This is a genomic window from Devosia sp. XK-2 (assembly GCF_037113415.1).
Classification (GTDB): Bacteria; Pseudomonadota; Alphaproteobacteria; order Rhizobiales; family Devosiaceae; genus Devosia.
Window position 1 is genome coordinate 1,291,315 of sequence record NZ_CP146608.1, and the last position, 22,694, is coordinate 1,314,008.

Consider the following 22,694-nt stretch of genomic DNA (forward strand, 5'->3'; position numbering starts at 1 on the left):
CCAGACATATATGCGACAGGAAGTCGATCAGATCCCGCAGGTTGTGGCCGGTTTCCTCGATGCTTCGGCTGCCAGCCTGGACGATGCCGCTGCAAGACTGCGCGCCACGGACCCCGCGGTGGTGGTCACCGTGGCCCGCGGCTCGTCCGACCACGCCTCTTCCTATCTCAAATATGCCATTGAGCTGACATTGGGCCTGCCCGTGGCCTCGGTCGGCCCCTCCATCGCCTCGATTTATGGTCGCGACCTGAAGCTGGGCAAGGCCGCCGCCATTGCCATTTCCCAGTCGGGCAAGAGCCCCGACATTGTTGGCATGGCCCAATCGGCCCGTCGCAGCGGTGCGACCACAATCGCCATCACCAACACGCCTGATTCTCCGCTCGCCGGCGCCAGCGACGTCACCATTGACCTCCATGCCGGGCTGGAAAAAAGCGTGGCAGCAACCAAAACCTTCGTCGCCTCGGTTGTTGCGGGCCTGGCGCTTCTGGCGCGCTGGAGCGGCGAGAGCGAACTGCAAAGGGCTGTTGCAGCGCTGCCCGAAAGCCTTGCCGAGGCGGTCAAATGCGACTGGTCGGAGATGATCGGTGCACTCGATGGCCATTCCGCCCTTTATGTGCTCGGCCGCGGCCCCGGTTTTGCCATCGCCAATGAAGCGGCGCTGAAATTCAAGGAGACCTGCGGTATTCAGGGCGAATCCTATAGCGCCGCCGAGGTGATGCATGGCCCGGTCTCCATCGTAACGCCGGGCTATCCCGTGCTGGGCCTGGCCGCACGCGACGCCGCCGAGGCATCCGTCGCCGATATGGCCCATAAGCTGGCGGGGCAGGGGGCGCGCGCCTTTGTGACCAGCGACCGCCCTGGTGCGGCCGCGCGCCTGCCATTCGCGACCACCGGCCACCCGATTACCGATCCCCTGGCGTTGATCGTCTCTTTCTATGGCTTTGTCGAAGCGTTGGCCCGTCATCGCGGCCTCAACCCCGACGAGCCGCCAATGCTGCGTAAGGTTACGGAGACGATATGAGCGACCTCAAGGCCTTTTGTGGCGCCAGGGTCTTCGACGGCGAGGCCTGGCACGATGGCGCCGCGCTATTGGTCGAATTCGGCTATGTCACCAGCATTGTGGCCAGCGCCGAAATCCCGGCCCATGCCGAGCGCGTCGAACTTGGCGGCGGCATGCTGGTTCCCGGCTTCATCGACCTGCAGGTCAATGGCGGCGGGGGCGTGCTCTTCAACAACGCCCCCAATGTCGATGCCATCCGCACGATCTGTGCGGCGCATGCCCAGTTCGGCACCACGGCCCTGCTGCCCACGCTGATCACTGACACGGCCGAAATCAACGAGAAAGCCATTGCGGCGGGCCTGGCGGCGGAGGCTGAGCGAGTGCCCGGTTTTATCGGTCTGCATCTGGAAGGGCCGCACCTGGCGCTGGCGCGAAAAGGGACGCACGATCCTGCTCTTATCCGCCCAATGGACGGTACCGACCTTGATCGTTTATGCCAGGCCGCCCAAGCCCTGCCGAACCTGCTTTGCACTGTGGCTGCCGAAACCGTGCCGCCCGAGCAGATCGCCCGGCTGGTCTCGGCCGGCGCCGTGGTCAGCATCGGCCATTCCGATGCCAGCTATGATCAGGCCATGGCCGCCTTCGATGCCGGCGCCAGCATGGCGACGCACCTGTTCAATGCCATGAGCCAGCTTGGTAATCGCGAGCCCGGCCTGGTCGGCGCGGTGCTCGATCGCCCGGAAGTCCATGCGGGCCTCATCGCCGACGGTATTCACGTCCACGCCGCCTCCATGGGTGCCGCCCTGCGGGCCAAGCGGGGGCCGGGGCACATTTTCCTCGTGACCGACGCCATGTCTCAGACCGGTACCGATCTAAGGACTATTGAACTCAATGGCCGCACCATCACCCGCGCGGGCGGCGCACTGCGGCTCGCCGATGGCACGCTGGCCGGCGCCGATCTCGATATGATCGATGCGGTCAATTACATGATCGACACGATTGGCCTTGAGCCCGACGAAGCCTTCCGCATGGCCTCTCTTTATCCAGCGCGCGCAATTGGCGCCGACGAGCGACTGGGCCATCTGCGCCCGGCCGCCGAAGCAAGCTTCGTGCACCTCTCGGATGCGCGACAGGTACGCTCGACCTGGATCGCCGGGGAGCAGGTCTGGTGTAGGGAACTAGAACCAACGTCACGCGCCTAGGCGCGCGACCGTAGGTTCTAGCCCCGCCCGATATAGGGCATGGTCGTCGCCATCACCGTCATGCACTGCACATTCGCCGAGAGCGGCAGCCCGGCCATATAGCAGACCGCATCCACCACATGGGCCACGTCGAATGTCGGCTCGGGCCGCATCGAGCCATCTGCCTGCAATGATCCGCTACCCATATTGCTGGTCATGTCCGTGGCGGCATTGCCGATATCGATCTGGCCGCAGGCGATGTTGAAGGCGCGGCCATCGAGCGAGATGGATTTGGTGAGTCCGGTGATGGCGTGCTTGCTCGTCGTATAGGACGCGGCCTGCGGTCGCGGCACATGGGCCGAGATGGACCCATTGTTGATAATGCGCCCGCCCTGCGGGGTCTGGCCCCGCATCATCCGGAATGCCGCCCGCGCCACATAGAAGGCGCCATTGAGATTGGTATCGATCATCTCGCGCCAGGTCTCTATATCGAGATCGCCGAAATTGGCGGCAGGTGCGAAACGGCCGGCATTGTTGAACACCAGGTCGATACGGCCCTGATGGTCTGCAATATGGGCAAACATCTCCTCGACCGAGGAGGGATCGGCCACATCGCAAACATGGCCCGCAAACCCCATCTCGGCAGAAAGCTGGCGTACCAGCGCCTCGCGCCGCCCACAGATAACGACCTGCCAGCCCGCCCGCATAAGGCCTTTCGCCACACCCAGCCCGATTCCCGCCGTACCACCAGTCACCAGAGCCACCTTCTTATCCGTCATGCCGATCTCCTCGCCCGTTCACACCGCCGCCACAGATGGGGCGGCGTGCCTCATTTCTCTATCAAAAACCTGGAATAGCCGGCACGGCCGGCCCAAAGCCCCCGAAAGCCTGCATTTTTAACGCATTCTTAAGCGCGCTTAACAGTCCGTTTCTGACTGTGTGCTGAATCTGCAACAACTGCTGTGCAACCACATTGTGTCAGCCTCAAAAGCGGCTTGCCGCGATTGCGTCAGCTTTTTGCATGCGTAGAGTGAGTTTTGCGAATCCATGCATGGGATCGTTTGTCGGTCGCAACGCGACGGCAACACACAGCACCACGAATTGTGTGGTCGCGTTTCGACAAACCGCTGGGTAACCGGCACAAGAATGACTGACTTTGGAGGTCAATTAATGAAACTCAAGAGCCTTATCCTCGGTTCTGTTGCTGCCGCTGGTCTCTCGACCGCTGGCTTCGCTGCCGATCTGGGTGTTCTCACCTCGCTCGACGTCTGTGACTCGCTCGGCATCTCCGGCCTGACCATCTCGTCGGCTGACAATTGCCTGCAGATCACTGGCGGCGTGAAGTACGAATTCAACTGGGGCGACTACCGCGGCGCTTATGTCTATGCCGGTATCCTCGGCGGCGCCAGCAACCGCGACACCATGGACAACGATGGCGTTTCGCCGTCGGAGCTCGATTGGGAATCGCAGATGGAAGCTTGGCTGAAGTTTGTCGGCACTGCTTCGTCCGACTTCGGTCCGGCCTCGGTGACCCTGAAGCTTAAGGAAATTCAGGAAACCCGCGTCCAGAACGAAACCCTGATGGCAACTGACGATGCCAAGGCCCTGACCTTCGACGAAGCCTATGTCTCGGTCGGCGACACCACCACTCTGATGGCTGGTAAGAAGGGCTCGATTGCCAACTTTGGCGACGACGAGCCGTTCAACTGGCTCGGTCTTGCCGGTTCCGATTGGGCCGACAAGGGCGTGAAGTGGGATATCCTCAACGGCAACCTCGACACCGGTGGTCACGTGATCCAGGTCGTCTCGGCTGTTGCTGATGGCGTCACCATCAAGGCCGGTCTCGAAAACCTCGACGACACCCTGCCCGCTTGGGCCGGCACCGCCGTCGGTGTTCTCGAATACGCTGGTGAAGGCATCACTGCCCACATCACCGGTCTTGCCGGTGGTATCCTCGACGGTAACGTTGAAGCCTGGTCGGTTCATGCTGGCATGACCGGCACCTTCGATGCCTTCAAGATCCGCGGCGCCTTTGCTGCGCAGACCGTTGGTGCGACCACTGCCTGGCACGCTCTGCTGTCCGGTCAGGGCACCTTCGACATGTTCACCATCGCTCTGTCGGGTGAAGCTCTGGGTCAGACCGGCCTGAACACCGACTGGGGCTTCGGCGGCTCCATCGGCGCCACCGTGACCGAAGGCGTGTCGATCAACCTCGGCGCCAAGTACTTCGACTCGAACAACGCTGGCGGCCGTGACGGCTACCAGGTCGCTGCTCAGCTCGTTGCTGCTGTCTCCGAGTCGATCAAGCTGACCGGCGAAGTCGGCGTCTATGGTGATATCACCAACTCGACCTCGGACTTCTACGGCGCTGCCGAACTCGCTTGGGCTCCGGGTGGTGGTTTCACCTCCTCGATCAAGGGCGAAGCTCACCAGAACGGTGCCTACAAGGTCACCTTCAAGGCTGCCAAGGAATTCAAGTAATCCTTGGATTACGTCTGAATTCGGAAAGGCCCGGCTCTGCCGGGCCTTTCTTTTTTGCTTCGAGCCGTGCCGCAGGCAAATTCGCTCCGGTGGCGTTGCGGCGACCCAATTCCTCTCCCCCTCGGGGAGAGGTGGCTCGGCGAAGCCGAGTCGGTGAGGGGGATTCATCCGTGCATCCCGCATCCGAGAGAATGCTATTCGCCAGTCCGCCCCCTTGCCTCGCTTCGGGCCTCATTTTCTCTTTGTCCCCGCCTGCAAATCATCTAACCTCTTAAAAATTGTGGTTTTCCAATGGATTCGGGATGATCAGGGACCTCCTCAAGTGGGTGGCGCCGGGTGTTGTGACAGTCTTGGGCGGCACATTTGCAGCCCTGGCACTCACCACGCCGGGCATGGTGGATAGTCTGGCATCCGAGGGCAGGGCCGCGCTTCACGCCGCAGGGGTCGATTGGGCACATCTGTCCGTTTCCGGCCGTCAGCTTGCCGTGACCGGCACCACATCCTCCGATAGCGAGCGTGATTTCGTCCTCGCGCGTCTCGCCGCTCTGCCCGGCATAGCCGCGATCGATCAAACTGTAACCATCGCGCCCTTGGCCGCACCATATAGAGTTAATGTGGCGGTTGAGAATGGACAGGTAAGTCTTTTTGGAAGCGTTCCAAATGAGGAATTGCGGCAGGTCTTGATGGCGGCGCCCGGCTTGGCTGCCGTGGACCTGCAGATACGGTCCGGCCAGCCCGATGAGGGCCAATGGCGCGAGGGTGTCGAATTCGCCCTGTCTCAAGCCCGTTTCATCGAATCCGGCGTCTTTGAACTGTCCGGACTGACGCTCAGTGCTGTCGGCCGCGCCAATTCCGAACGGGCTTTGGGCCATTTGCGCATGGCGCTGGCCACGCTTCCTCCCGCCATCAATAGCGGAGACATTGATCTCGCGCCGGTGCGGGTCCAACCCTACACTTGGCGCGCCGAATATGACGGCGAGCGGATTGCCATTTCCGGCTATGTGCCGGAGGAGCGGGTTGTCGAACGGCTGCGGCTTGCCGATGTGGCCGGCGTGCCGATTGCCACGGGCGTCTCGCTGGCCTCGGGTGCGCCGGCCGGCTTCGCCGAGCAGGCCAAGCTCTTGGTTGAGCAATTGGCGCTGCTTGAGCGAGGCGAAGCGAGCATTGTCGATGGCGTGAGCCACATTTCCGGCGTGCCGGCCAGCATCGAAATTGCCCAAGCCGTGACCGAGGCCCTGTCCGGCCCCAATTCGATTGTCGACCTGCAGCCGCCGCGCATTTCGGATTATTGGGTCAGCATCAATCGCCAGCCGGGCGATGTGCTGGTCTTTGATGGCTATGTTCCGGACGAGAAGACCCGGGCCGCTTTCGCGCAATTGGATGGCGCCGATGTCTCCTTTCTGAAATTCGGTGCCGGAGCGCCGGAGCAATATCATCGCGCCGTCGATTTCGGGCTCGAACTGCTCTCCCATTTGTCCGAAGGTCGCTTCGCATTGGCTGGCAATGCCGTGTCCCTGTCCGGCTTTGCGCAGTCGCCGACCCATTATCGCGCGATCCAGACGCTGCTCAATAGCGGACTGCCGCAGGGATTGGTGCTGGGCGAGCTGGCCTTCCAGGCACCCCCGGCGGCCAATTATACCTTCACCGCCCAGCGGGACGCCAATGGCGCTATAACGCTTGGCGGCATGCTGCCAGGCCCGGACGTTGAAACGCGATTGCTGGCTTTGGCCGGCGCATCGGCGCGCTCGAAGGTCAGCTATGCCTCCGGTGCGGCGCCCGATTTTGTCGCTGCCGCGGAGCAGGCATTGCGTTTCCTGCCGTGGCTGCGTCAGGGCGCGGTGCATTTCGACGGCGCAGGCTGGACGGTTGAAGGCGAGCCGGCATCGGCAATCGATCAGGGCTCGATCGAGGCCGAATTCGCCGTGCGCGGCCTGGCGCGGTCAGGCTGGACACTGGCTCTGGCGGCATTGCCACCGCAACCCGTCCTTGCCGATCCCTTCACCTGGTCCGCCGAGCGCCTGCCCGACCGCAGTTTTCTATTCGCCGGCAACGTTCCGGCTGCGTCGCTACAGCACTATTTTAAGGTCCATGTTGGCGCGCGCAGCACCGATACCAGCCAGCTTGCCCTTGGCGCGCCGGACAATTTCGCGGTTGAAGCGCGCGCCGCTGTCGACGCCTTGTTGATCCTTGAACAGGGCAGGGTGGCCTTCGATGGTCGCCAATGGACGCTGACCGGAACCGCCGAAACGGCGGAGGCCCGCGATAACAGCCTGGCCATTGCCAGCATATTGGCGCTCGATGACGTCGCCGGCGTGACCGCGCCCGCCTCGACCGATAGCGAACCCTATACCTGGTCGGCGACCAAGTCGGCTGAGGGAGCTGTCGTGTTCGCCGGGGCGGTGCCTGCCGAATCGCTGCAGCGCTTTCTTGCCGTGCGCGGCGGCGGCGCGGTGACCGACAATACCCTCATTCGCCCGAACGCGCCCGACACTTTCGCGCAGGATGTCCTGCAGGCGCTCGATGTCCTGGCCCTGATTTCCGAGGGCGAGGTGACGTTCGACGGGACGTCCTGGATGGCCAGGGGCAGGGGCGTTAATGTTGCCTCGCAGGCTGAGGCCGAGACGGTCCTCGGCACGGCCCTGCCGCGCTGGTCGCTGGCCTTGTCCTCATCGACGGCATCGGAACAGGTCGCCCCTGAACCAGAGGCGCGACAGGCCGATATGGCCTTGTCCGGCAGCGAGGCGCCTGCCGAAGAAGCCCAGCCGGCGGACGCATCCCCGGTTTCCGCTGCGTCGAATTCGGGTTTGTGCGAAGCCAGTCTCGCCGAGCTCTCGGCCCATAATGCCATTCTGTTCCAGTCGGGCGCGGCGATTATCTCGGCCGGCGCCTCCAGCGAGCTCGACGCCTTTGCCGAGGCGCTCGCGCTTTGCCCAGGTGTGCCGATCAATGTTGAGGGACATACCGATAGCGACGGCGATGACCAGCGCAACCTGGCCCTGTCTGTGGCGCGGGCCGAAGCCGTGGTCAATGCGCTGATCGAGCGCGGAATCGCCCCGGAACGGCTCTACGCCATTGGTTATGGGGAGACCCGGCCGGTGGCCGATAATGCCACGACCGACGGCAAGCGGCAGAACCGGCGCATTGTCGTATCGATACGGAATGCACAAGGGGCGGTTTAGGCCGGCAGCCATGACGTCATTTTGGCCGACATTGCTGTTTCTGGTCAGCTATTACTGGCCCTTCATGGCCGTCGCGGCGACCATCGGGCTGGTCACGGGTTGGCTGAGCCTGAGCAGTGAGGATCGGCAATGATCCCGGTCCAGCATGCTATCGAAATCGCGCTTCTGGTCTTGGTGGCCTATCTTGGTGGCTGCATGCTGGGCTATGCCGCCCATGGCGCCGTTCGGCGCTACGCGGCCCGTCCGCGCCTGGCTATTGTGCCGGCGCCCGCGGCTCCGCAGGCCACGGAAGCGCCACTGCAGCGGCCACCCGCAAATCGATCGGCCGCGCGCCGTTTGGCCAGCGCCGTCGAGCGAGCACAGGCCGAGCTCACGCCTGCCGCTGCCCCCGCGCAGATTCGCCCGCCCGACCTGCCGGCGCCGCGTCGCGGCCGGGCCGATAATCTGCGTGCCATCAAAGGGATAGGGCAAAAAACTGAATCGGCGCTGCATGATCTGGGCATCTATCACTATGACCAGATCGCTGCCTGGACGCCGGCCCATATCGATTGGCTCGAAGGCCGCATTGCCCTCAAGGGCCGGATTCGGCGAGAGCAATGGGTCGAGCAGGCCGTGCTCCTGGCGACGGCGATAGCCTAAAGCCGGGTCAGGCTGCGTGGCGGCCGACCTGGCCGGTCTCGAAGACGAACGCGGCAACCGCCTCGATTTCGGCCTGCTGGTCGAACAGCGCCGGCGAGCCTTGGCCCGCTATGGTCAGCGTAGTGGCATCGGGGCGGCGGCGCACCATTTCATCGAAGGTTTCGCGTCGCAATTGGTCGGTCAATTGCGTCCGCAGCAGCATTAGCGGTGCGCAGCCGAGCGCCTCGTAAAGTGGCCATTGCGCCACCAGAATGTCGTCAAAACTGATATCCTTGATCTGCTCGATCAAGCGTGGATCGAACAGGGGCCGGGCCCGCCCGCGCTTGTCGAACCAATGGCTATGCAGCGCCAATGCGTCCAGCTCGACATCGGAATGGCCGGGATAGTCGCCACTCATCATGCGCCGGAACCCATTGGTTACGGTCCTGGCGCCGCGCAGGGCCTCGACATGCGCTAGATTATTGCGCAGCCGCACAATACCGCGCGAATCCGTAACCGGGCCGGAATCGAGCAATATCGTGCCGCCCACCACGAGCGGATGGCGCGTCGCCAGCGCCATGATCACCTGTCCGCCATGGCCCTGGCCGAGCAGAATGGCCCGACCAATGCCAAGCGCCATAAGAATGTCCGCGACGTCATCCGCATCGGTCAGTGTGCTATAGGGCGATTTGCGCGGACGGTCGTCGGCGCGGCCGCGCCCGGGCAGGTCGAGCAAAACAAGGGGCCAGTCACCTGAACCAAGCCGTTGAAAATGGGCAGCAAAAGCCGCGAAATCACTCATGTTGCGGTGATAACCGGCCAGGCAGACCAGCGGCAGGCGACCTGCCCTGAAGTCCCCGCGCAGATGCACGGCCGCTCGCGTTCGCGCATCGCTGAGGCAAATACGGGTCACCGGCAGCCCGGCAAAGGCGGGGTGCGCATCCGGGATCGTGCGTTGGCGGCTGAAAAGCGGCGTCATCCCCCCATTTACTGGCCTGGGCGGCCATCAAACAAGGCGTTTCACGCGCCTTGTGGCCAGACGCTGTTGAAAGTATGGTGCGCCGCGCTTGGCGCTCATCGACGCTAGGCCAATGAGCCAACAAAATCTGTGCCGGCGGAAGGCCCGGCACCCAATTGAGGAATACCGACAAAATGCTGCGAGGTTCGATTACGGCACTCATCACCCCCATGCGCGATGGGGTCGTGGATGAGAAAGCCTTCGCCAGCTTTGTCGAATGGCAGCTTGCCGAGGGCACGCATGGCCTGGTGCCGGTTGGTACCACGGGCGAAAGCCCCACGGTCAGCCATGAAGAGCACCGCCGCGTCGTCGAGATCTGCGTCGAGGTGGCCAATGGCCGCGTGCCTGTCGTGGCCGGGGCCGGGTCGAACTCGACCGCAGAGGCGGTGTCGCTCGCCAAGTTCGCAGAAAAGACTGGCGCGAATGCCGTGCTTTCGGTCGTGCCCTATTACAACAAGCCCAATCAGGAAGGGCTGTTTCAGCACTTCTCCGCGGTCGCCAGCGCCATCGACATTCCGGTCATTCTCTATTCCGTGCCCGGCCGTACAGTCGTCGATTTGACCGTGGACACCATCGCCCGCCTGCGCGAAGCCCATACCAATATCATTGGCGTCAAGGATGCGACGGGCAGCATGGAGCGCGCCACCATGCAGCGCATCAAGCTGGGCAAGGAGTTCATCCTGCTCTCGGGCGATGACAGCACGGCGCTCGGCTTCAATGCCCATGGCGGCCATGGCTGCATTTCGGTGACCTCGAACGTGGCGCCGGGCCTGTGCGCGCAGATGCAGGAGCTTTCCCTCGCCGGCGATTTTGCCGGTGCGCGCGAGATCAATGACAAGCTCGCCTTCCTGCATAAGGACCTGTTCATGGAGCCGAATCCGGCCCCGGCGAAATATGTCGCCAACCGGCTCAATCTCTGTGCCAATGAAATGCGCCTGCCCCTGACCCCCATCAGCAAGCCGACCCAGGACGCCATGGACTTTGCAATGCGTCACGCAGGTCTTATCTAGGTTCAATGGCAGCCAAGAACGACAAGAGCAAGAATGGATGGATCAGCCACGGACAGGTGGCTGAAAACCGTCGCGCGCGCTTTGATTACGAGATCGGTGACACCATCGAGGCCGGCATCGTCCTGACCGGCACCGAGGTCAAGTCGCTGCGCCTGGGCAAGGCGCAGATCGCGGAGTCCTATGCCTCGCCCGAGCGCGGTGAACTCTGGCTGATCAACGCGCATATCCCCGAATATCTGCAGGCCAATCGCTTCAATCACGAGGAAAAGCGCCCGCGCAAACTCCTCGTCTCCAAAAAGCAGCTCGCCAAGCTCGACCAGGAAGTGGCCCGCGCTGGCAACACCATCGTGCCGCTCAAGCTCTATTTCAACGATCAGGGCAAGGCCAAGCTGCTGATCGGCGTCGGCAAGGGCAAGAAGAATTACGACAAGCGCGCCACCAGCCGCGAACGCGACTGGAACCGCGACAAGGCCCGCATCATGAAAGAAGGCGGGCGCGGTTGACTTCGCCGACGGTTCGCGAAGCGAATGCCAGGCTCCAGTGGAGCCGGGCAAGTCAAGAAGGCCACGAGAGCTACGCTCGAATGGCGGTCATACCCCAATGCTCTCCCTCCGCTTGAGGGAGAGGATAGCGTCGCTAGGACCGGCAGGTCCGTAGCAGAGCTGGGTGGGGTGGGTTCATCCGGTTGCCCCATACGCAGGCCCGAGGACTGAACGGCATTTTTGGCCGGTCCATTGCGCTAGGCCTCGACCGGCTTCTGCACCTGCGGCCGTCCGACCGTTTTGGCGAGTTCCGCGACATCCATGAAGAAGTCGGCCTGGCGCCGCAGGTCATCGGAAATCATGGGGGTCTGCGTGGTCAGCGTCGAAACCACCGTCACCCGCTTGCCCTTGCGCTGCAGCGCCGCCACCAGCGCTGTGAAATCGCCATCGCCGGAAAACAGCACCAGGTGGTCGTAATAAGGGGCCTGCTCGAGCGCATCCACGGTCAGCTCGATATCCATATTGCCCTTCACCTTGCGGCGGCCCATGGAGTCGGTGAATTCCTTGGCCGGCTTGGTCACGACCGTATAGCCATTATAGTCGAGCCAGTCGATCAGCGGCCGGATCGAGGAATACTCCTGATCCTCGACCAATGCCGTGTAGTAATTGGCCCGCAGCAGATAGGCCCTGGCGTTAAATTCGGTCAAAAGTTTGCGATAATCGATATCGATGCCGATTGCCTTGGAGGTGGCATAGAGATTGGCGCCGTCGATGAACAGCGCGATTTTCTCGCGGGGATCAATAGCCATGATGAACACTCCCTAGGGGCAGGGGACTGCCGCGCTTGCAAAGCCGTCAAAGACGGTCACTTAAATAAATTCCGCCGAGACCTTTAAAATCTTAAGTTCGGTATTCGCACATTTGAACGCCTGCGTAAAGCAGCCGCTTTTGGCTCCGGTAGGGCCCATCAAGCCTTGTCATGAGCCGCACCATCGTGTATTGCGGCCCTTCATTCCCCCAAAGTGTGGAGACGTCTGTGGCACGCGTCACCGTTGAAGACTGCATTGAAAAGGTCGAAAACAGATTCGATCTCGTCCTCATGGCCGCCCATCGCGCGCGCATGATTTCCTCCGGCGCCCAGATCACGGTTCCGCGCGACAATGACAAGAATCCTGTCGTTGCCCTGCGCGAAATCGGCGACGCCACCATTTCGCCCGAAGACCTGCACGAGGATCTGATCCATTCGCTGCAGAAATATGTCGAGGTCGACGAGCCCGAAACCAGCGCTGCACCGATGATCGAAAGCGCCGGCGACGACGACGCGATCAATTTCGACACCATCAGCGAAGAAGAGCTGCTGCGCGGTATCGAGAGCCTGGCTCCGCCGGAACGCCGCGACGACTAGGCCGCGTCCTGCAAATCGCTCCGGCGGAGCGATTTGAGCGGACTAGGCCAAGAGACTTCGAGACGTGCCATGGGCAAAATCGTCCCGGTGGGACGATTTTAGGCGAGAAGGCCACGAAAGCTAGCTTGAGTGGCAGCTCGAATGGCATGCACCGGTCTTGCGGCGTACGTCGATCTCAATATATCAGGAGCGTCCGGTATGTGCCGGGCGCTCTTTTCATTTCTGTCACAGGCGCTAAGCTCGTCAGGGCGAGCGGGCGGCTAATTCCATGATGCGTCAGTACGAGCTTGTCGAGCGGGTTCAGGCTTATAACCCGAACGCCGACGAGCAATTGTTGAATAAGGCCTATGTCTACGCCATGCAAAAGCATGGCTCGCAGAAGCGTGCCTCGGGCGACCCCTATTTTAATCACCCGCTCGAAGTGGCGGCCATTCTGACAGAATTGAAGCTCGACGATGCCTCGATTGCGGTGGGCCTGCTGCACGACACCATCGAGGATACCGATGCTACCCGCGCCGAGATCGATCAGATGTTCGGCGGCGAAATCGGCACCATTGTCGACGGCCTGACCAAAATCGAACGGCTCAATCTGGTCAGCCGCGAAGAGGCCCAGGCCGAAAATCTGCGCAAGCTTCTCCTGGCCATCAGCCAGGATGTGCGTGTGCTGCTGGTCAAGCTGGCCGACCGGCTGCACAATATGCGCACCCTGCAATTTATGGCGCCCGATAAGCAAAGGCGCATCGCGCAGGAAACCATGGATATCTATGCCCCGCTGGCCGGACGCATGGGTATGCAGGACATGCGCAACGAGCTCGAAGATCTCAGCTTCCGCATTCTCCAGCCCGATCACTATTCGGCGATTACGGCACGGCTCGAACAGATGCAGGCCGATAATCGCGAGACCATCGACACCATCACTGCCGAATTGACCGAGCGCCTGAGCGAGGCCGGCATTGCCGCCCGCGTCAAGGCACGGGTCAAGTCGCCCTATTCGATCTTCTCCAAGATCGAACGCAAATCGATCGCGCTCGAACAGCTTTCCGACATGATCGGCTTCCGGGTCATCGTCGGCTCGACCGAGGAATGCTATCGCACGGTGGGGCTGATCCACACGACCTGGAAAGTCGTGCCGGGCCGCTTCAAGGACTATATCTCGGTCCCCAAGCACAACGATTACCAGTCGATCCACACCACCATTGTGGGGCCCAGCCGGCAGCGCGTCGAACTGCAGATCCGCACCGAGGACATGGACCGGATCGCCGAATTCGGCATCGCCGCGCATGCGCTCTATAAGGATGGTGCCTCGGCCAATCTGGGCCGTATCGAAATGGAGTCGCATGCCTATGGTTCGCTGCGGCAAACCATCAGCCATTTGACGTCGGGCATCTCGACCGAAGACTTCCTCGAATATACCAAGCTCGAGCTCTTCCAGGACCAGGTTTTCTGCTTCACCCCGCGCGGACGTCTTATCGCCCTGCCGCGTGGCGCAACGCCTATCGATTTCGCTTATGCGCTGCACACCGATATCGGTGACACCTGCGTTGGCGCCAAGATCAACGGCCTCATCCTGCCGCTTGTTACCCAGCTGCATTCGGGCGACGAGGTGGAAATTTTGCGCGACCAGAATCACCGCCCGCCCAGCAATTGGATCGGTATCGCGGCCACCGGCAAGGCCCGTGCCGCTATCCGCCGTGCCGTTCGCCAGGCTGCCGCACAGCGCGCCTATGCTCTGGGCGAGCATGTGCTGAGCATGATGCTCGAACGCGAAGGCGTCATGCTTGATGAGAGCGAGGGCACCGCCTTGGCTGAGGCGCTCGACCACAGCAACAAGCGTGATCTGCTGGTTGCGGTGGGCGAGGGCAAGGTCGGTTCCGAACCTTTGGCGGCCGCTCTTGCCCAGATCAAGGGCATTCGCAAGCGCCGCCGCAAGCTGGACCTGCCTGTCGCCGATACGGCCGACGGCTGGTTTGCCCTGCGCGCCACCGACCAGTTCCGCTTCCGCGTGCCCGGTGGGCAGCGGCCCGGCTCGCGCGCCAAAACGGCGCTGGCGCAGCTCGATTTTCATACGCCGGTGACGATTTCGGGCGAGGGCATCGTTCCGGGCGACCGTCTGGTCGGCATCCTGGAGCCGGATAGCCCCTTGATGATCTATCCCATTCATTCCGATGCGTTGATCGCCAAGCATGACAGCGATCTGGCCTGGGTCGATGTGCGCTGGAACCTCAACCGGAACGAGGAAAAACTCTATTCCACCGTCATCTCCATGGAATCGGTCAACAAGCCCGGTTCGCTGGCGCAGATTTCCTCGGCCATCGCCGCCTGCGAGGCTAATATCAACAATCTGGTCATGCGGATGATTTCGCCCGACTTTCACCAGATGATCTTTGAAATCGAGGTGCGCGATCTTGCGCAACTGACCGATGTTCTGGCAACGCTCAAGCGTAGCCCCGGCCTCAGCGCCGTTCAGCGGGCGGGGCTTCGCGAGGCGGGAATGATTTCCACCCTCGAATGGGACGGCAATGTGGATAGGAGCCCGCGCGATGGATAAGGACGAAGTATTGCAGATTTTCCGCGAGTGCGGCGCCATGCTGGAGGGACACTTCATTCTGTCCTCGGGGTTGCGTTCGCCGGTCTTCCTGCAGAAGGCCAAGGTATTTCAATATGCCAGCCAGACCGAAAAGCTCTGCAAAGCCCTGGCCGACCGCATCCGGGCCGAAGTGCCGGGCGTCACCAAGGTCGTCTCGCCGGCCATAGGCGGCATCATTCCGGGCTATGAAACGGCGCGCCAGCTCGGGCTTCCCGCCCTTTATACCGAGCGCGTCGACGGCCAGTTCGAATTGCGTCGCGGCTTCGAGATTTCGCCTGACGACAAGGTTGTCGTGGTCGAGGATATCGTTTCGACCGGCCTGTCCATCCGCGAATGCGTCACCGCGCTGAAAAAGCTCGGCGCCAATGTGGTCGCCGCGGCCTGCCTCATCGATCGCTCCGGCGGGGAAGCGGATGTCGGCGTGCCGCTGGTCAGCCTCATTCAATACAAGGTACCCGCCTATCCCGCCGATCAGCTCCCGCCGGAACTGGCTGCCATCCCCGCGATCAAGCCGGGCAGTCGCGGCATTCAGGGCGTGAAATGATAATGGGTCCTACCTTCACCTCTCCTCAGAGGGGAGAGGTCGTCGCGCAGCGGCGGGTGAGGGGTTCAGCGTTCCGTGCAGGCACATACGCCGCCACTACCTCCGAACCCCTCACCCCAACCCTCTCCCCAGAGGGGAGAGGGGGCCGGCTGGTGGCTATGAAAAGGCTAATGGCATGATCGTTGGCCTGGGCTCTGACCTGATCCAGATCCACCGTGTCGCGCAGACGCTCGAGCGCCATGGCGAGCGGTTCACCAATCGCTGCTTTACCGAGATCGAACAGAAAAAGTCCGACCGCCGGGCACAGCGGGCCGCATCCTATGCAAAGCGCTTTGCCGCCAAGGAGGCCTGTTCCAAGGCGCTGGGCACCGGCCTGTCGCGCGGCGTCTACTGGCGCGACATGGGTGTCGTGAACCTGCCTTCGGGCAAACCCACAATGCGTCTGACCAATGGCGCGGCCAGAGCCTTGGCCCGCCTTGTGCCCGAGGGACACGAGCCCCATATCCACCTCACCATAACCGACGATGCCGGTCTCGCGCAGGCCTTCGTCATCATTGAAGCCCTGCCGATCCGCTGATCCCTCAAAGTGGGACAATCAAGCAAGTTGACCCCGGGCGGCCAAACGCCTAACCCTTCGGCACCGCATTCTCGGGAAAAGCCATGACACAGCCTGCCGACAAACCCGCCAAGAAATCCGCCGCCAATGAGTGGATGGAAACCTTCGTGGTCATTGTTGAAGCGCTGTTGATTGCCATCTTCCTGCGCTTTTTCCTCTTCCAGCCCTTCTCAATTCCCACAGCGTCCATGCAGCAAACGCTGATGATCGGGGACTATTTCGTCGCCAATAAATTCGTCTGGGGCTATGGCAAGCATTCCTTCTCGCTGGGCCGCTACGGTGATTTTGCCTTGCTTGACTTCGAGCTGCCCATCTCGAACCGCATTTTGGGCCGGGAGCCCAATCGCGGCGATATCGCCGTGTTCCGGCCGGTGCCGCAGACCTCTGAATATATCAAGCGCGTCGTCGGCCTGCCCGGCGACCGTATCCAGATGAAAGATGGTCGCCTCTACATCAATGACCAGATGATAGAGCGCGAGGAAGTCGGCAAGCGCATGGATACCGACAGCAATGGCGATACTCGCGAGGTGACGGTCTATCGCGAGACCTTCCCCGAAGGCACCACGCACCTGATCCAGGAGATCGGCGACAATCTCTCGCTCGACAACACGCCCGAATATGTCGTGCCGGCCGGGCACTACTTCATGATGGGCGACAATCGCGATCGGTCCGCCGATAGTCGCGTGCTCAGCCAGGTCGGCTATGTCCCGGCTACCAATCTGATTGCCAAGGCCGAGGCGCGCTTCTTCTCGATCAAGGACAATATTCCGCCCTGGCAGCTCTGGCAGTGGCCGGCCAATGTCCGCTGGGATCGCATGTTCCGTTCGGTCTATGGCGATACGCCCTATGACACTACGGCCAGCCAGTGAGCCGGCGTGACAGGACCCACGAAAAGCTCCAGGTTCGGCTAGGGTATCGCTTTGCCGATCCTGATTTGCTGGATAGGGCGCTGACCCATTCGAGCGCCATTTCGCCCGGCAAGCGCATCGAAAAGTCTTATCAGCGGCTGGAATTTCTGGGCGACCGCGTGCTCGGTCTTGTCGTTGCCGACATGCTCTATCGCCGCTTTCCTAAATCCAATGAGGGGGAGCTCAGCCGCTCGCTCAATACCCTGGTGCGCAAGGAAACCTGCGCCGAAATCGCCCGCCAGCTCGATCTGGGCAAGGAGATTATCCTGGGCGAGAGCGAGGCGCGCTCCGGTGGCGCCGGCAAGGACGCCATTCTTGGCGACATCACCGAAGCCATCATTGGCGCCATCTATCTCGATGGCGGGCTCGAACCTGCCCGGGCCTTTGTCGAGCGCCTCTTCGAAGAGTTCCTCGCCGATGGCCAGGCCAATCGCGCCGATGCCAAGACGACGCTGCAGGAATGGGCCCAGGCCCGCGGGTTGGAGCCGCCCTCCTATGTGCTGGTCGAGCGTACCGGTCCCGACCACGCGCCCGAATTCACCATCGGGGTCGAACTGGCCGGTTTTGACCGCCTCGAGGCCGTCGGCCCCTCCAAGAAGATTGCCGAGCACCGCGCCGCTGAACTATTTCTGGTCCGCCAGAATGTCTGGAAACACAAGCAATGAATACGCCAACCGAACTCGCTGACACCTCCTGCGGCTTCATTGCCCTGGTGGGCGCGCCCAATGCCGGCAAGTCGACCCTGCTCAACTCGCTGGTCGGCACCAAGGTGTCCATCGTGACCCACAAGGCGCAGACCACCCGCAGCCAGGTGCGCGGCGTGCTGACGCTGGATCAGGCGCAATTGGTTTTCGTCGATACCCCCGGCATCTTCGCACCCAAGAAGCGGCTCGAACGCGCCATGGTGGAAAACGCCTGGGGCGGGGCAGGGGACAGCGACATTGTCGCCTTCATCCTCGACGCCGATCGCGGCGTAACGCCCGAGATTGAAACGCTGCTCGAAGGCCTCGAAAACATCCGTCAGCCCAAGGTGCTGATCCTGAACAAGATCGACACGGTCAAGCACGAGAGCCTGCTGGCCCTCAGCCAGACGCTCAACGACCGCCTGCGCTTTGAAGCCACCTTCATGCTCTCCGCGCTCAAGGGCCACGGCGTCCAGGACTTCATCGACTGGTGCATCAAGCACATTCCGCCTGGCCCCTGGCACTTCCCCGAAGACCACCTGACCGATCTCACCATGGCCATAACGGCCGCCGAGGTGACCCGCGAAAAGCTCTTCCTGCGCGTGCACGACGAAATCCCCTATAATTCCACGGTCGAAACCGAGAGCTTCAAGATTCAGAAGGACGGCTCCTACAAGATCGATCAGGTCGTCTATGTCAGCCGCGAGAGTCACAAGAAGATCGTCCTCGGTGCCGGCGGCCAGACCATCAAGGCCATTGGCGCAGAGGCCCGCAAGGAACTGATGGCCATGTATGAGGTCCCCATCCATTTGTTCCTGTTCGTCAAAGTCCGTGAAAAATGGGCGGAAGACCCCGAACGCTATCGCGAAATGGGTCTGGAATTTCCGCACGGCAAGGGGTGACCTGTGCCGCGCCGTCTTGAGGCCGTAAAGGTCTGGGCGCGAAACGTGAAGCGCGACGTCCTGGCCATCTGGCTTGCCGCCCGCGATCCCAGAACGCCATGGGCGGCGCGAGTTCTCGCAATAGGCGTAGCCGCCTACGCCTTGTCGCCTATCGACCTGATCCCCGATTTCATACCCGTTCTGGGTTATCTGGATGACCTGCTGATCGTGCCGCTCGGTATCCTGGCCGTCATACGCCTGGTGCCAGCATCGCTGATTGCCGAATTTCGGGCTGAGGCCGCTGAAATGACGGAAAGGCCAGTCAGCCGCGCTGGGCTCATCGCGATCATCTTTATCTGGCTTGTATTGGCCCTGGTACTCAGCGCATGGCTGATGAGGTTCCTCTGAAATGGAATGGACCGGTGAAGCCCTGCTCATAGGTGTGCGCCGCCACGGCGAGACCAGTGTCATTGCCGAAGCCATGGTCGCCGGCCGTGGACGCTATTCGGGGCTGATCCGCGGAGGCCGTTCGCCAAAGCTTTCCGCTACCCTCCAGCCCGGCAACACCGTCCAGCTCACCTGGCGCGCGCGGCTGGAAGACCATCTGGGCACCTTCATCGTCGAGTTGCTGCAGGCCCGCGCTGCCAGCCTTATCGCCGACCGCAAACGTCTCTACCTCTCTCAACTCGTCTGCGAACATCTCCATCTGCTGCCCGAGCGTGACCCGCATGATCGCCTGCTCGGCATGGCCCTCAGCCTGATCGATCATGATCCGGACGGTGCGGCATTGGCGCGATTTGAGCTGACCCTGCTCGACGAACTGGGTTTCGGGCTCGATCTCGACACCTGCGCGGCCACCGGCGCCACCGAGGACCTGACCCATGTTTCGCCCAAATCCGGCCGCGCCGTCTCCCGCGCCGCCGCCGAGCCCTACAAGGACCGGCTCTTGCCGCTCCCCAGCTTTCTGGCAGCGCGCGGCAATGCTTCACCCGACGATATCGGCAACGCCTTTCGTCTTACGGGGCACTTTCTGGACCTGCATATCTGGCGGCCACGTCAGCTTGACCCGCCGCCAACGCGCGAAGCGCTTATCGAGATGCTGACGCGGGTATAGAGGGGCAAAAACCCAGAAGAGCTGGGCAAAACCGGCCTGCCTTGAGTGCCAAAGTGATCCCGTCGCTATACTCTGCTCCTGATTCGTTCTCCTGAACTGAGCAAAGCATGTCCGACGCCGATACCCTCCCGCCGCCAGACGATCAACGCATCGTGGATCTCAAGCAGGCGCTTGAAGAACGGTACTTGTCCTACGCTCTGTCGACCATCACCCAGCGTGCGCTGCCGGACGCGCGCGATGGCCTGAAACCCGTGCATCGCCGCATTATCCACGCCATGCGCCTGCTGCGCCTCGATCCCAATCAGGGCTACAAGAAGTCCGCGCGCATCGTCGGCGACGTGATCGGTAAGTTCCACCCCCATGGCGACCAGTCGATTTATGACGCGCTGGTTCGCCTGGCGCAGGATTTCGCCCTGCGCTACCCGCTGGTCGATGGCCAGGGCAATTTCGGCAATATCGATGGCGATAGTCCGGCGGCCATGCGCTACACCGAAAGCCGCATGACCGATGTGGCCACGCGCCTGCTTGAAGGCATTGCGGAAAATGCCATCGACTTCAAGCCGACCTACGACGGCGAGGACGAAGAGCCAGTCGTGCTCCCGTCCAACTTCCCCAACCTGCTCGCCAATGGCTCCACCGGCATTGCCGTGGGCATGGCAACCTCGGTGCCGCCGCACAATGTAGTCGAGCTCTGCAATGCCGCGCTCAAGCTGATCTACAATCCGGCCGCCACGACCGAAGACCTGATTCACCCCGACCCGTTCGCGCCGCCGAGCATGGACGATTTGATCCGTGGCCCCGACTTCCCCACCGGCGGGCAGATGGTCGAAAGCCGCTCGTCCATCGTCCAGTCCTACGAGACCGGTCGCGGCGCCTTTCGCCATCGCGCCATCTGGGAGAAGGAAGAAAAGGGCAGGGGCGTCTATCAGATTGTCGTCACCCAGATCCCTTATGGCGTGCAGAAATCGCGGCTGGTCGAAAAGATCGCCGAGCTGCTGTTGGCCAAGAAGCTGCCGCTCTTGAAGGACGTCCGCGACGAGAGCGCCGACGATATCCGTCTTGTGCTCGAACCGCGCGCCGGCACGGTCGATGCGGTCATCCTCATGGAACAGCTCTTCAAGCTCACCGAGCTCGAAGTGCGGTTCAGCCTTAATCTGAACGTGCTCGACCACGGCACCACGCCGCGGGTGATGAGTCTTGCTGACGCATTGCGCGCCTGGCTCGATCACCGCAAGGTCGTCCTGGTGCGCCGCTCCGAGCATCGGCTTGAGCAGATCGCCAATCGCCTCGAAGTGCTCGAGGGCTATATCATTGCCTATCTCAATCTCGATGAGGTGATCCGCATCATCCGCGAGGAGGACGATGCCAAAGCGAGCCTGATCGCGGCCTTCAACCTCACCGATAATCAGGCCGAGGCTATCCTCAATATGCGCCTGCGGTCCTTGCGCAAGCTTGAAGAAATCGAGCTTCGCCAGGAACACAAGAATCTCACAGAGGAAAAGGGCAGGCTCGAAGCGCTCATGGCGTCCGACAAGCGCCAATGGGGCGAAATCGCCAAACAGGTCGAGGCGCTCAAAAAGGCCTATCCTCTCTTCGATGCCGACGGCACCACCCCGCACGCGCTGGGCGCCCGCCGCACCATTTTCGGCTCGGCTCCCGCCGCTGATGCGGCCGAAATCTCCGAAGCCATGATCGAGCGTGAACCGATCACGGTCATTCTGTCGGAAAAGGGCTGGATTCGCGCACCCAAGGGCCACAATGCCCCGGCCGACGAGAAAAGCTTCAAGACCGGTGATCGCCTGAAGCTCGCTTTCAACTGCGAGACAACCGACAAGATCCTGATGCTCACCACTGGCGGCAAGGTCTATACGCTGGGCGCCGACAAGCTCCCCGGCGGCCGCGGCCAGGGCGAGCCGGTGCGCATCATGGTCGATATCGAAGAGGGCCAGGATATTGTCGATCTCTTCGTTTATTCGCCGGGCAAGAAGCGTATTGCTGCCTCGTCCGCAGGCTATGGCTTTGTCGTCAATGAGGACGATCTGATCGCCAATACCCGCAAGGGCAAGCAGATCCTCAATGTGTCCCTGCCGGACGAAGCCCGTCTGATCGTTCCATGTGACGGCGACCGCGTAGCCGTGATCGGCCAGAACCGCAAGCTGCTTGTCTTCCCTTTGAGCCAGCTCGCCGCCATGGCGCGCGGCAAGGGCGTGCGCCTGCAGCGCTATAAGGATGGCGGCATTTCCGACATCAAGACCTTCTACGCCGCCGATGGCCTGACCTGGACCGACAGCTCCGGCCGCACCTATTCCAAGCCCACCGAGGAACTGGTCGACTGGCTCGGCGACCGTGCCAGCGCCGGCCGCCAGCCCCCGACCGGCTTCCCGCGGAACAATAAGTTCAGGGGGTGACGAGCGTTTGCCAAAGGCAACCAATCTCTCCAGTGGAGAGATTGGAGCGAGGGACGCCCGGAGAGCTTCGAGCCGCCCCGTAGGGCAAACCTCTCCGGTGGAGAGGTTTGAGGCGAGAAGGCCATGAGAGCTATGCTCGAATGGCTGCTCGCAGGGAGGCACGGTGGTAGTGCTGAATGCTGTCGGTCGATCATGTGGCACCCGTCACCGCGCCTCACGCAACAGGTCATGAAAATTAGCCAACCGATTCTGGAGACACGTGAAAGATGATCCGCCACATCGTCCTCCTCCGCTTCCGCCCCGAAATAACCGCCGCTGATAAGGCCTCGATCTACGCCGAACTTGAATCTCTGCGTGAACTCATCCCCGGCTTTCAGGGCATGAGCTACGGCGCCAATGTCTCGCCGGAGGGGTTGCATCAGGGCTATACCGAGGCTTTCACCATCGACTTTGCTGATGAGGCCGCACGGGACGCCTATCTCGATCACCCGGCCCATAAGGCTGCCGGTGGGCGTTTGGTGTCTGCACTTGAGGGTGGGCGCGAAGGCTTGGTTGTGTTCGATATCGCGGTTTAGCGCG

At 61.9% G+C, this 22,694-nt stretch carries 22 protein-coding genes; 19 read left to right on the plus strand and 3 right to left on the minus strand.

Annotated features, from left to right (window positions below; genetic code table 11):
- Positions 1 to 10 precede the first annotated feature (10 nt).
- Together V8Z65_RS06190 and nagA are read left to right on the plus strand one after the other, a co-directional pair.
- The gene (locus tag V8Z65_RS06190) at positions 11 to 1,021 is read left to right on the plus strand and encodes an SIS domain-containing protein (RefSeq protein WP_338723965.1); all 1,011 of its coding nucleotides are present in this window, start codon (positions 11 to 13) and stop codon (positions 1,019 to 1,021) included.
- Positions 1,018 to 2,202: an N-acetylglucosamine-6-phosphate deacetylase gene (gene nagA, locus V8Z65_RS06195; RefSeq protein ID WP_338723224.1), complete on the plus strand. Its 1,185-nt coding sequence runs from the start codon at positions 1,018 to 1,020 to the stop codon at positions 2,200 to 2,202. The genes V8Z65_RS06190 and nagA overlap by 4 nt, the downstream gene beginning before the upstream one ends.
- 17 nt (positions 2,203 to 2,219) lie before the next feature.
- Here the strand turns inward: nagA and V8Z65_RS06200 are convergent, their stop codons facing one another.
- On the minus strand, positions 2,220 to 2,960 hold the full coding sequence (locus V8Z65_RS06200) for an SDR family oxidoreductase (protein ID WP_338723225.1): 741 nt from the start codon (positions 2,958 to 2,960) through the stop codon (positions 2,220 to 2,222).
- Positions 2,961 to 3,351: 391 nt separating this feature from the next.
- On the opposite strand from V8Z65_RS06200, the gene V8Z65_RS06205 reads away from it, so the two are divergent.
- From V8Z65_RS06205 to V8Z65_RS06220, 4 genes are all read left to right on the plus strand, one after another.
- Positions 3,352 to 4,662 carry a hypothetical protein gene (locus V8Z65_RS06205; RefSeq protein ID WP_338723226.1) on the plus strand — a complete coding sequence of 437 codons (1,311 nt, stop codon included), beginning with the start codon at positions 3,352 to 3,354 and terminating at the stop codon, positions 4,660 to 4,662.
- A gap of 302 nt (positions 4,663 to 4,964) precedes the next feature.
- The gene (locus V8Z65_RS06210) at positions 4,965 to 7,841 is read left to right on the plus strand and encodes an OmpA family protein (RefSeq protein ID WP_338723227.1); all 2,877 of its coding nucleotides are present in this window, start codon (positions 4,965 to 4,967) and stop codon (positions 7,839 to 7,841) included.
- Between the two features lie 10 nt (positions 7,842 to 7,851).
- Complete coding sequence (locus V8Z65_RS06215; RefSeq protein WP_338723228.1) at positions 7,852 to 7,974, plus strand: hypothetical protein; 123 nt, start codon at positions 7,852 to 7,854, stop codon at positions 7,972 to 7,974.
- Complete coding sequence (locus V8Z65_RS06220; RefSeq protein ID WP_338723229.1) at positions 7,971 to 8,480, plus strand: hypothetical protein; 510 nt, start codon at positions 7,971 to 7,973, stop codon at positions 8,478 to 8,480. The genes V8Z65_RS06215 and V8Z65_RS06220 overlap by 4 nt, the downstream gene beginning before the upstream one ends.
- Before the next feature lie 7 nt (positions 8,481 to 8,487).
- Here V8Z65_RS06220 and V8Z65_RS06225 read toward each other — a convergent pair whose 3' ends face one another.
- On the minus strand, positions 8,488 to 9,438 hold the full coding sequence (locus V8Z65_RS06225; protein ID WP_338723230.1) for an alpha/beta hydrolase: 951 nt from the start codon (positions 9,436 to 9,438) through the stop codon (positions 8,488 to 8,490).
- Between the two features lie 173 nt (positions 9,439 to 9,611).
- Here V8Z65_RS06225 and dapA point away from each other — a divergent pair, with 173 nt between their 5' ends.
- A complete protein-coding gene (dapA, locus tag V8Z65_RS06230; RefSeq protein WP_338723231.1) occupies positions 9,612 to 10,487 on the plus strand; it encodes a 4-hydroxy-tetrahydrodipicolinate synthase in 876 nt (291 codons plus the stop codon).
- Positions 10,488 to 10,492: 5 nt separating this feature from the next.
- Complete coding sequence (smpB, locus tag V8Z65_RS06235; protein ID WP_338723232.1) at positions 10,493 to 10,990, plus strand: SsrA-binding protein SmpB; 498 nt, start codon at positions 10,493 to 10,495, stop codon at positions 10,988 to 10,990.
- A gap of 236 nt (positions 10,991 to 11,226) precedes the next feature.
- On the opposite strand, the gene V8Z65_RS06240 is transcribed toward smpB, so the two are convergent.
- A complete protein-coding gene (locus V8Z65_RS06240; protein ID WP_338723233.1) occupies positions 11,227 to 11,778 on the minus strand; it encodes an NYN domain-containing protein in 552 nt (183 codons plus the stop codon).
- 227 nt (positions 11,779 to 12,005) lie between these two features.
- Here V8Z65_RS06240 and rpoZ point away from each other — a divergent pair, with 227 nt between their 5' ends.
- From rpoZ to V8Z65_RS06295, 11 genes are all read left to right on the plus strand, one after another.
- Positions 12,006 to 12,374, plus strand: a complete 369-nt coding sequence (rpoZ, locus tag V8Z65_RS06245) for a DNA-directed RNA polymerase subunit omega (protein WP_338723234.1) — start codon at positions 12,006 to 12,008, stop codon at positions 12,372 to 12,374.
- A gap of 268 nt (positions 12,375 to 12,642) precedes the next feature.
- The gene (locus tag V8Z65_RS06250; protein WP_338723235.1) at positions 12,643 to 14,922 is read left to right on the plus strand and encodes a bifunctional (p)ppGpp synthetase/guanosine-3',5'-bis(diphosphate) 3'-pyrophosphohydrolase; all 2,280 of its coding nucleotides are present in this window, start codon (positions 12,643 to 12,645) and stop codon (positions 14,920 to 14,922) included.
- Positions 14,915 to 15,505, plus strand: coding sequence for an orotate phosphoribosyltransferase (gene pyrE / locus V8Z65_RS06255; protein ID WP_338723236.1), 591 nt, complete (start codon positions 14,915 to 14,917; stop codon positions 15,503 to 15,505). The genes V8Z65_RS06250 and pyrE overlap by 8 nt, the downstream gene beginning before the upstream one ends.
- 175 nt (positions 15,506 to 15,680) lie before the next feature.
- Positions 15,681 to 16,082: a holo-ACP synthase gene (gene acpS / locus V8Z65_RS06260; RefSeq protein ID WP_338723237.1), complete on the plus strand. Its 402-nt coding sequence runs from the start codon at positions 15,681 to 15,683 to the stop codon at positions 16,080 to 16,082.
- A gap of 83 nt (positions 16,083 to 16,165) precedes the next feature.
- Complete coding sequence (lepB, locus tag V8Z65_RS06265; RefSeq protein WP_338723238.1) at positions 16,166 to 16,990, plus strand: signal peptidase I; 825 nt, start codon at positions 16,166 to 16,168, stop codon at positions 16,988 to 16,990.
- A complete protein-coding gene (rnc, locus tag V8Z65_RS06270; RefSeq protein ID WP_338723239.1) occupies positions 16,987 to 17,694 on the plus strand; it encodes a ribonuclease III in 708 nt (235 codons plus the stop codon). The genes lepB and rnc overlap by 4 nt, the downstream gene beginning before the upstream one ends.
- Positions 17,691 to 18,614 carry a GTPase Era gene (era, locus tag V8Z65_RS06275; RefSeq protein ID WP_338723240.1) on the plus strand — a complete coding sequence of 308 codons (924 nt, stop codon included), beginning with the start codon at positions 17,691 to 17,693 and terminating at the stop codon, positions 18,612 to 18,614. The genes rnc and era overlap by 4 nt, the downstream gene beginning before the upstream one ends.
- A 3-nt stretch (positions 18,615 to 18,617) precedes the next feature.
- On the plus strand, positions 18,618 to 19,001 hold the full coding sequence (locus tag V8Z65_RS06280; protein ID WP_338723241.1) for a YkvA family protein: 384 nt from the start codon (positions 18,618 to 18,620) through the stop codon (positions 18,999 to 19,001).
- 1 nt (position 19,002) lies between these two features.
- Positions 19,003 to 19,707, plus strand: a complete 705-nt coding sequence (gene recO / locus V8Z65_RS06285) for a DNA repair protein RecO (protein WP_338723242.1) — start codon at positions 19,003 to 19,005, stop codon at positions 19,705 to 19,707.
- A 107-nt stretch (positions 19,708 to 19,814) separates the two neighbouring features.
- Positions 19,815 to 22,115 (plus strand): DNA topoisomerase IV subunit A, encoded by a 2,301-nt coding sequence (gene parC / locus V8Z65_RS06290; RefSeq protein ID WP_338723243.1) that lies wholly within the window; start codon positions 19,815 to 19,817, stop codon positions 22,113 to 22,115.
- A 266-nt stretch (positions 22,116 to 22,381) separates the two neighbouring features.
- Positions 22,382 to 22,690, plus strand: coding sequence for a Dabb family protein (locus V8Z65_RS06295; protein ID WP_338723245.1), 309 nt, complete (start codon positions 22,382 to 22,384; stop codon positions 22,688 to 22,690).
- Positions 22,691 to 22,694 lie beyond the last annotated feature (4 nt).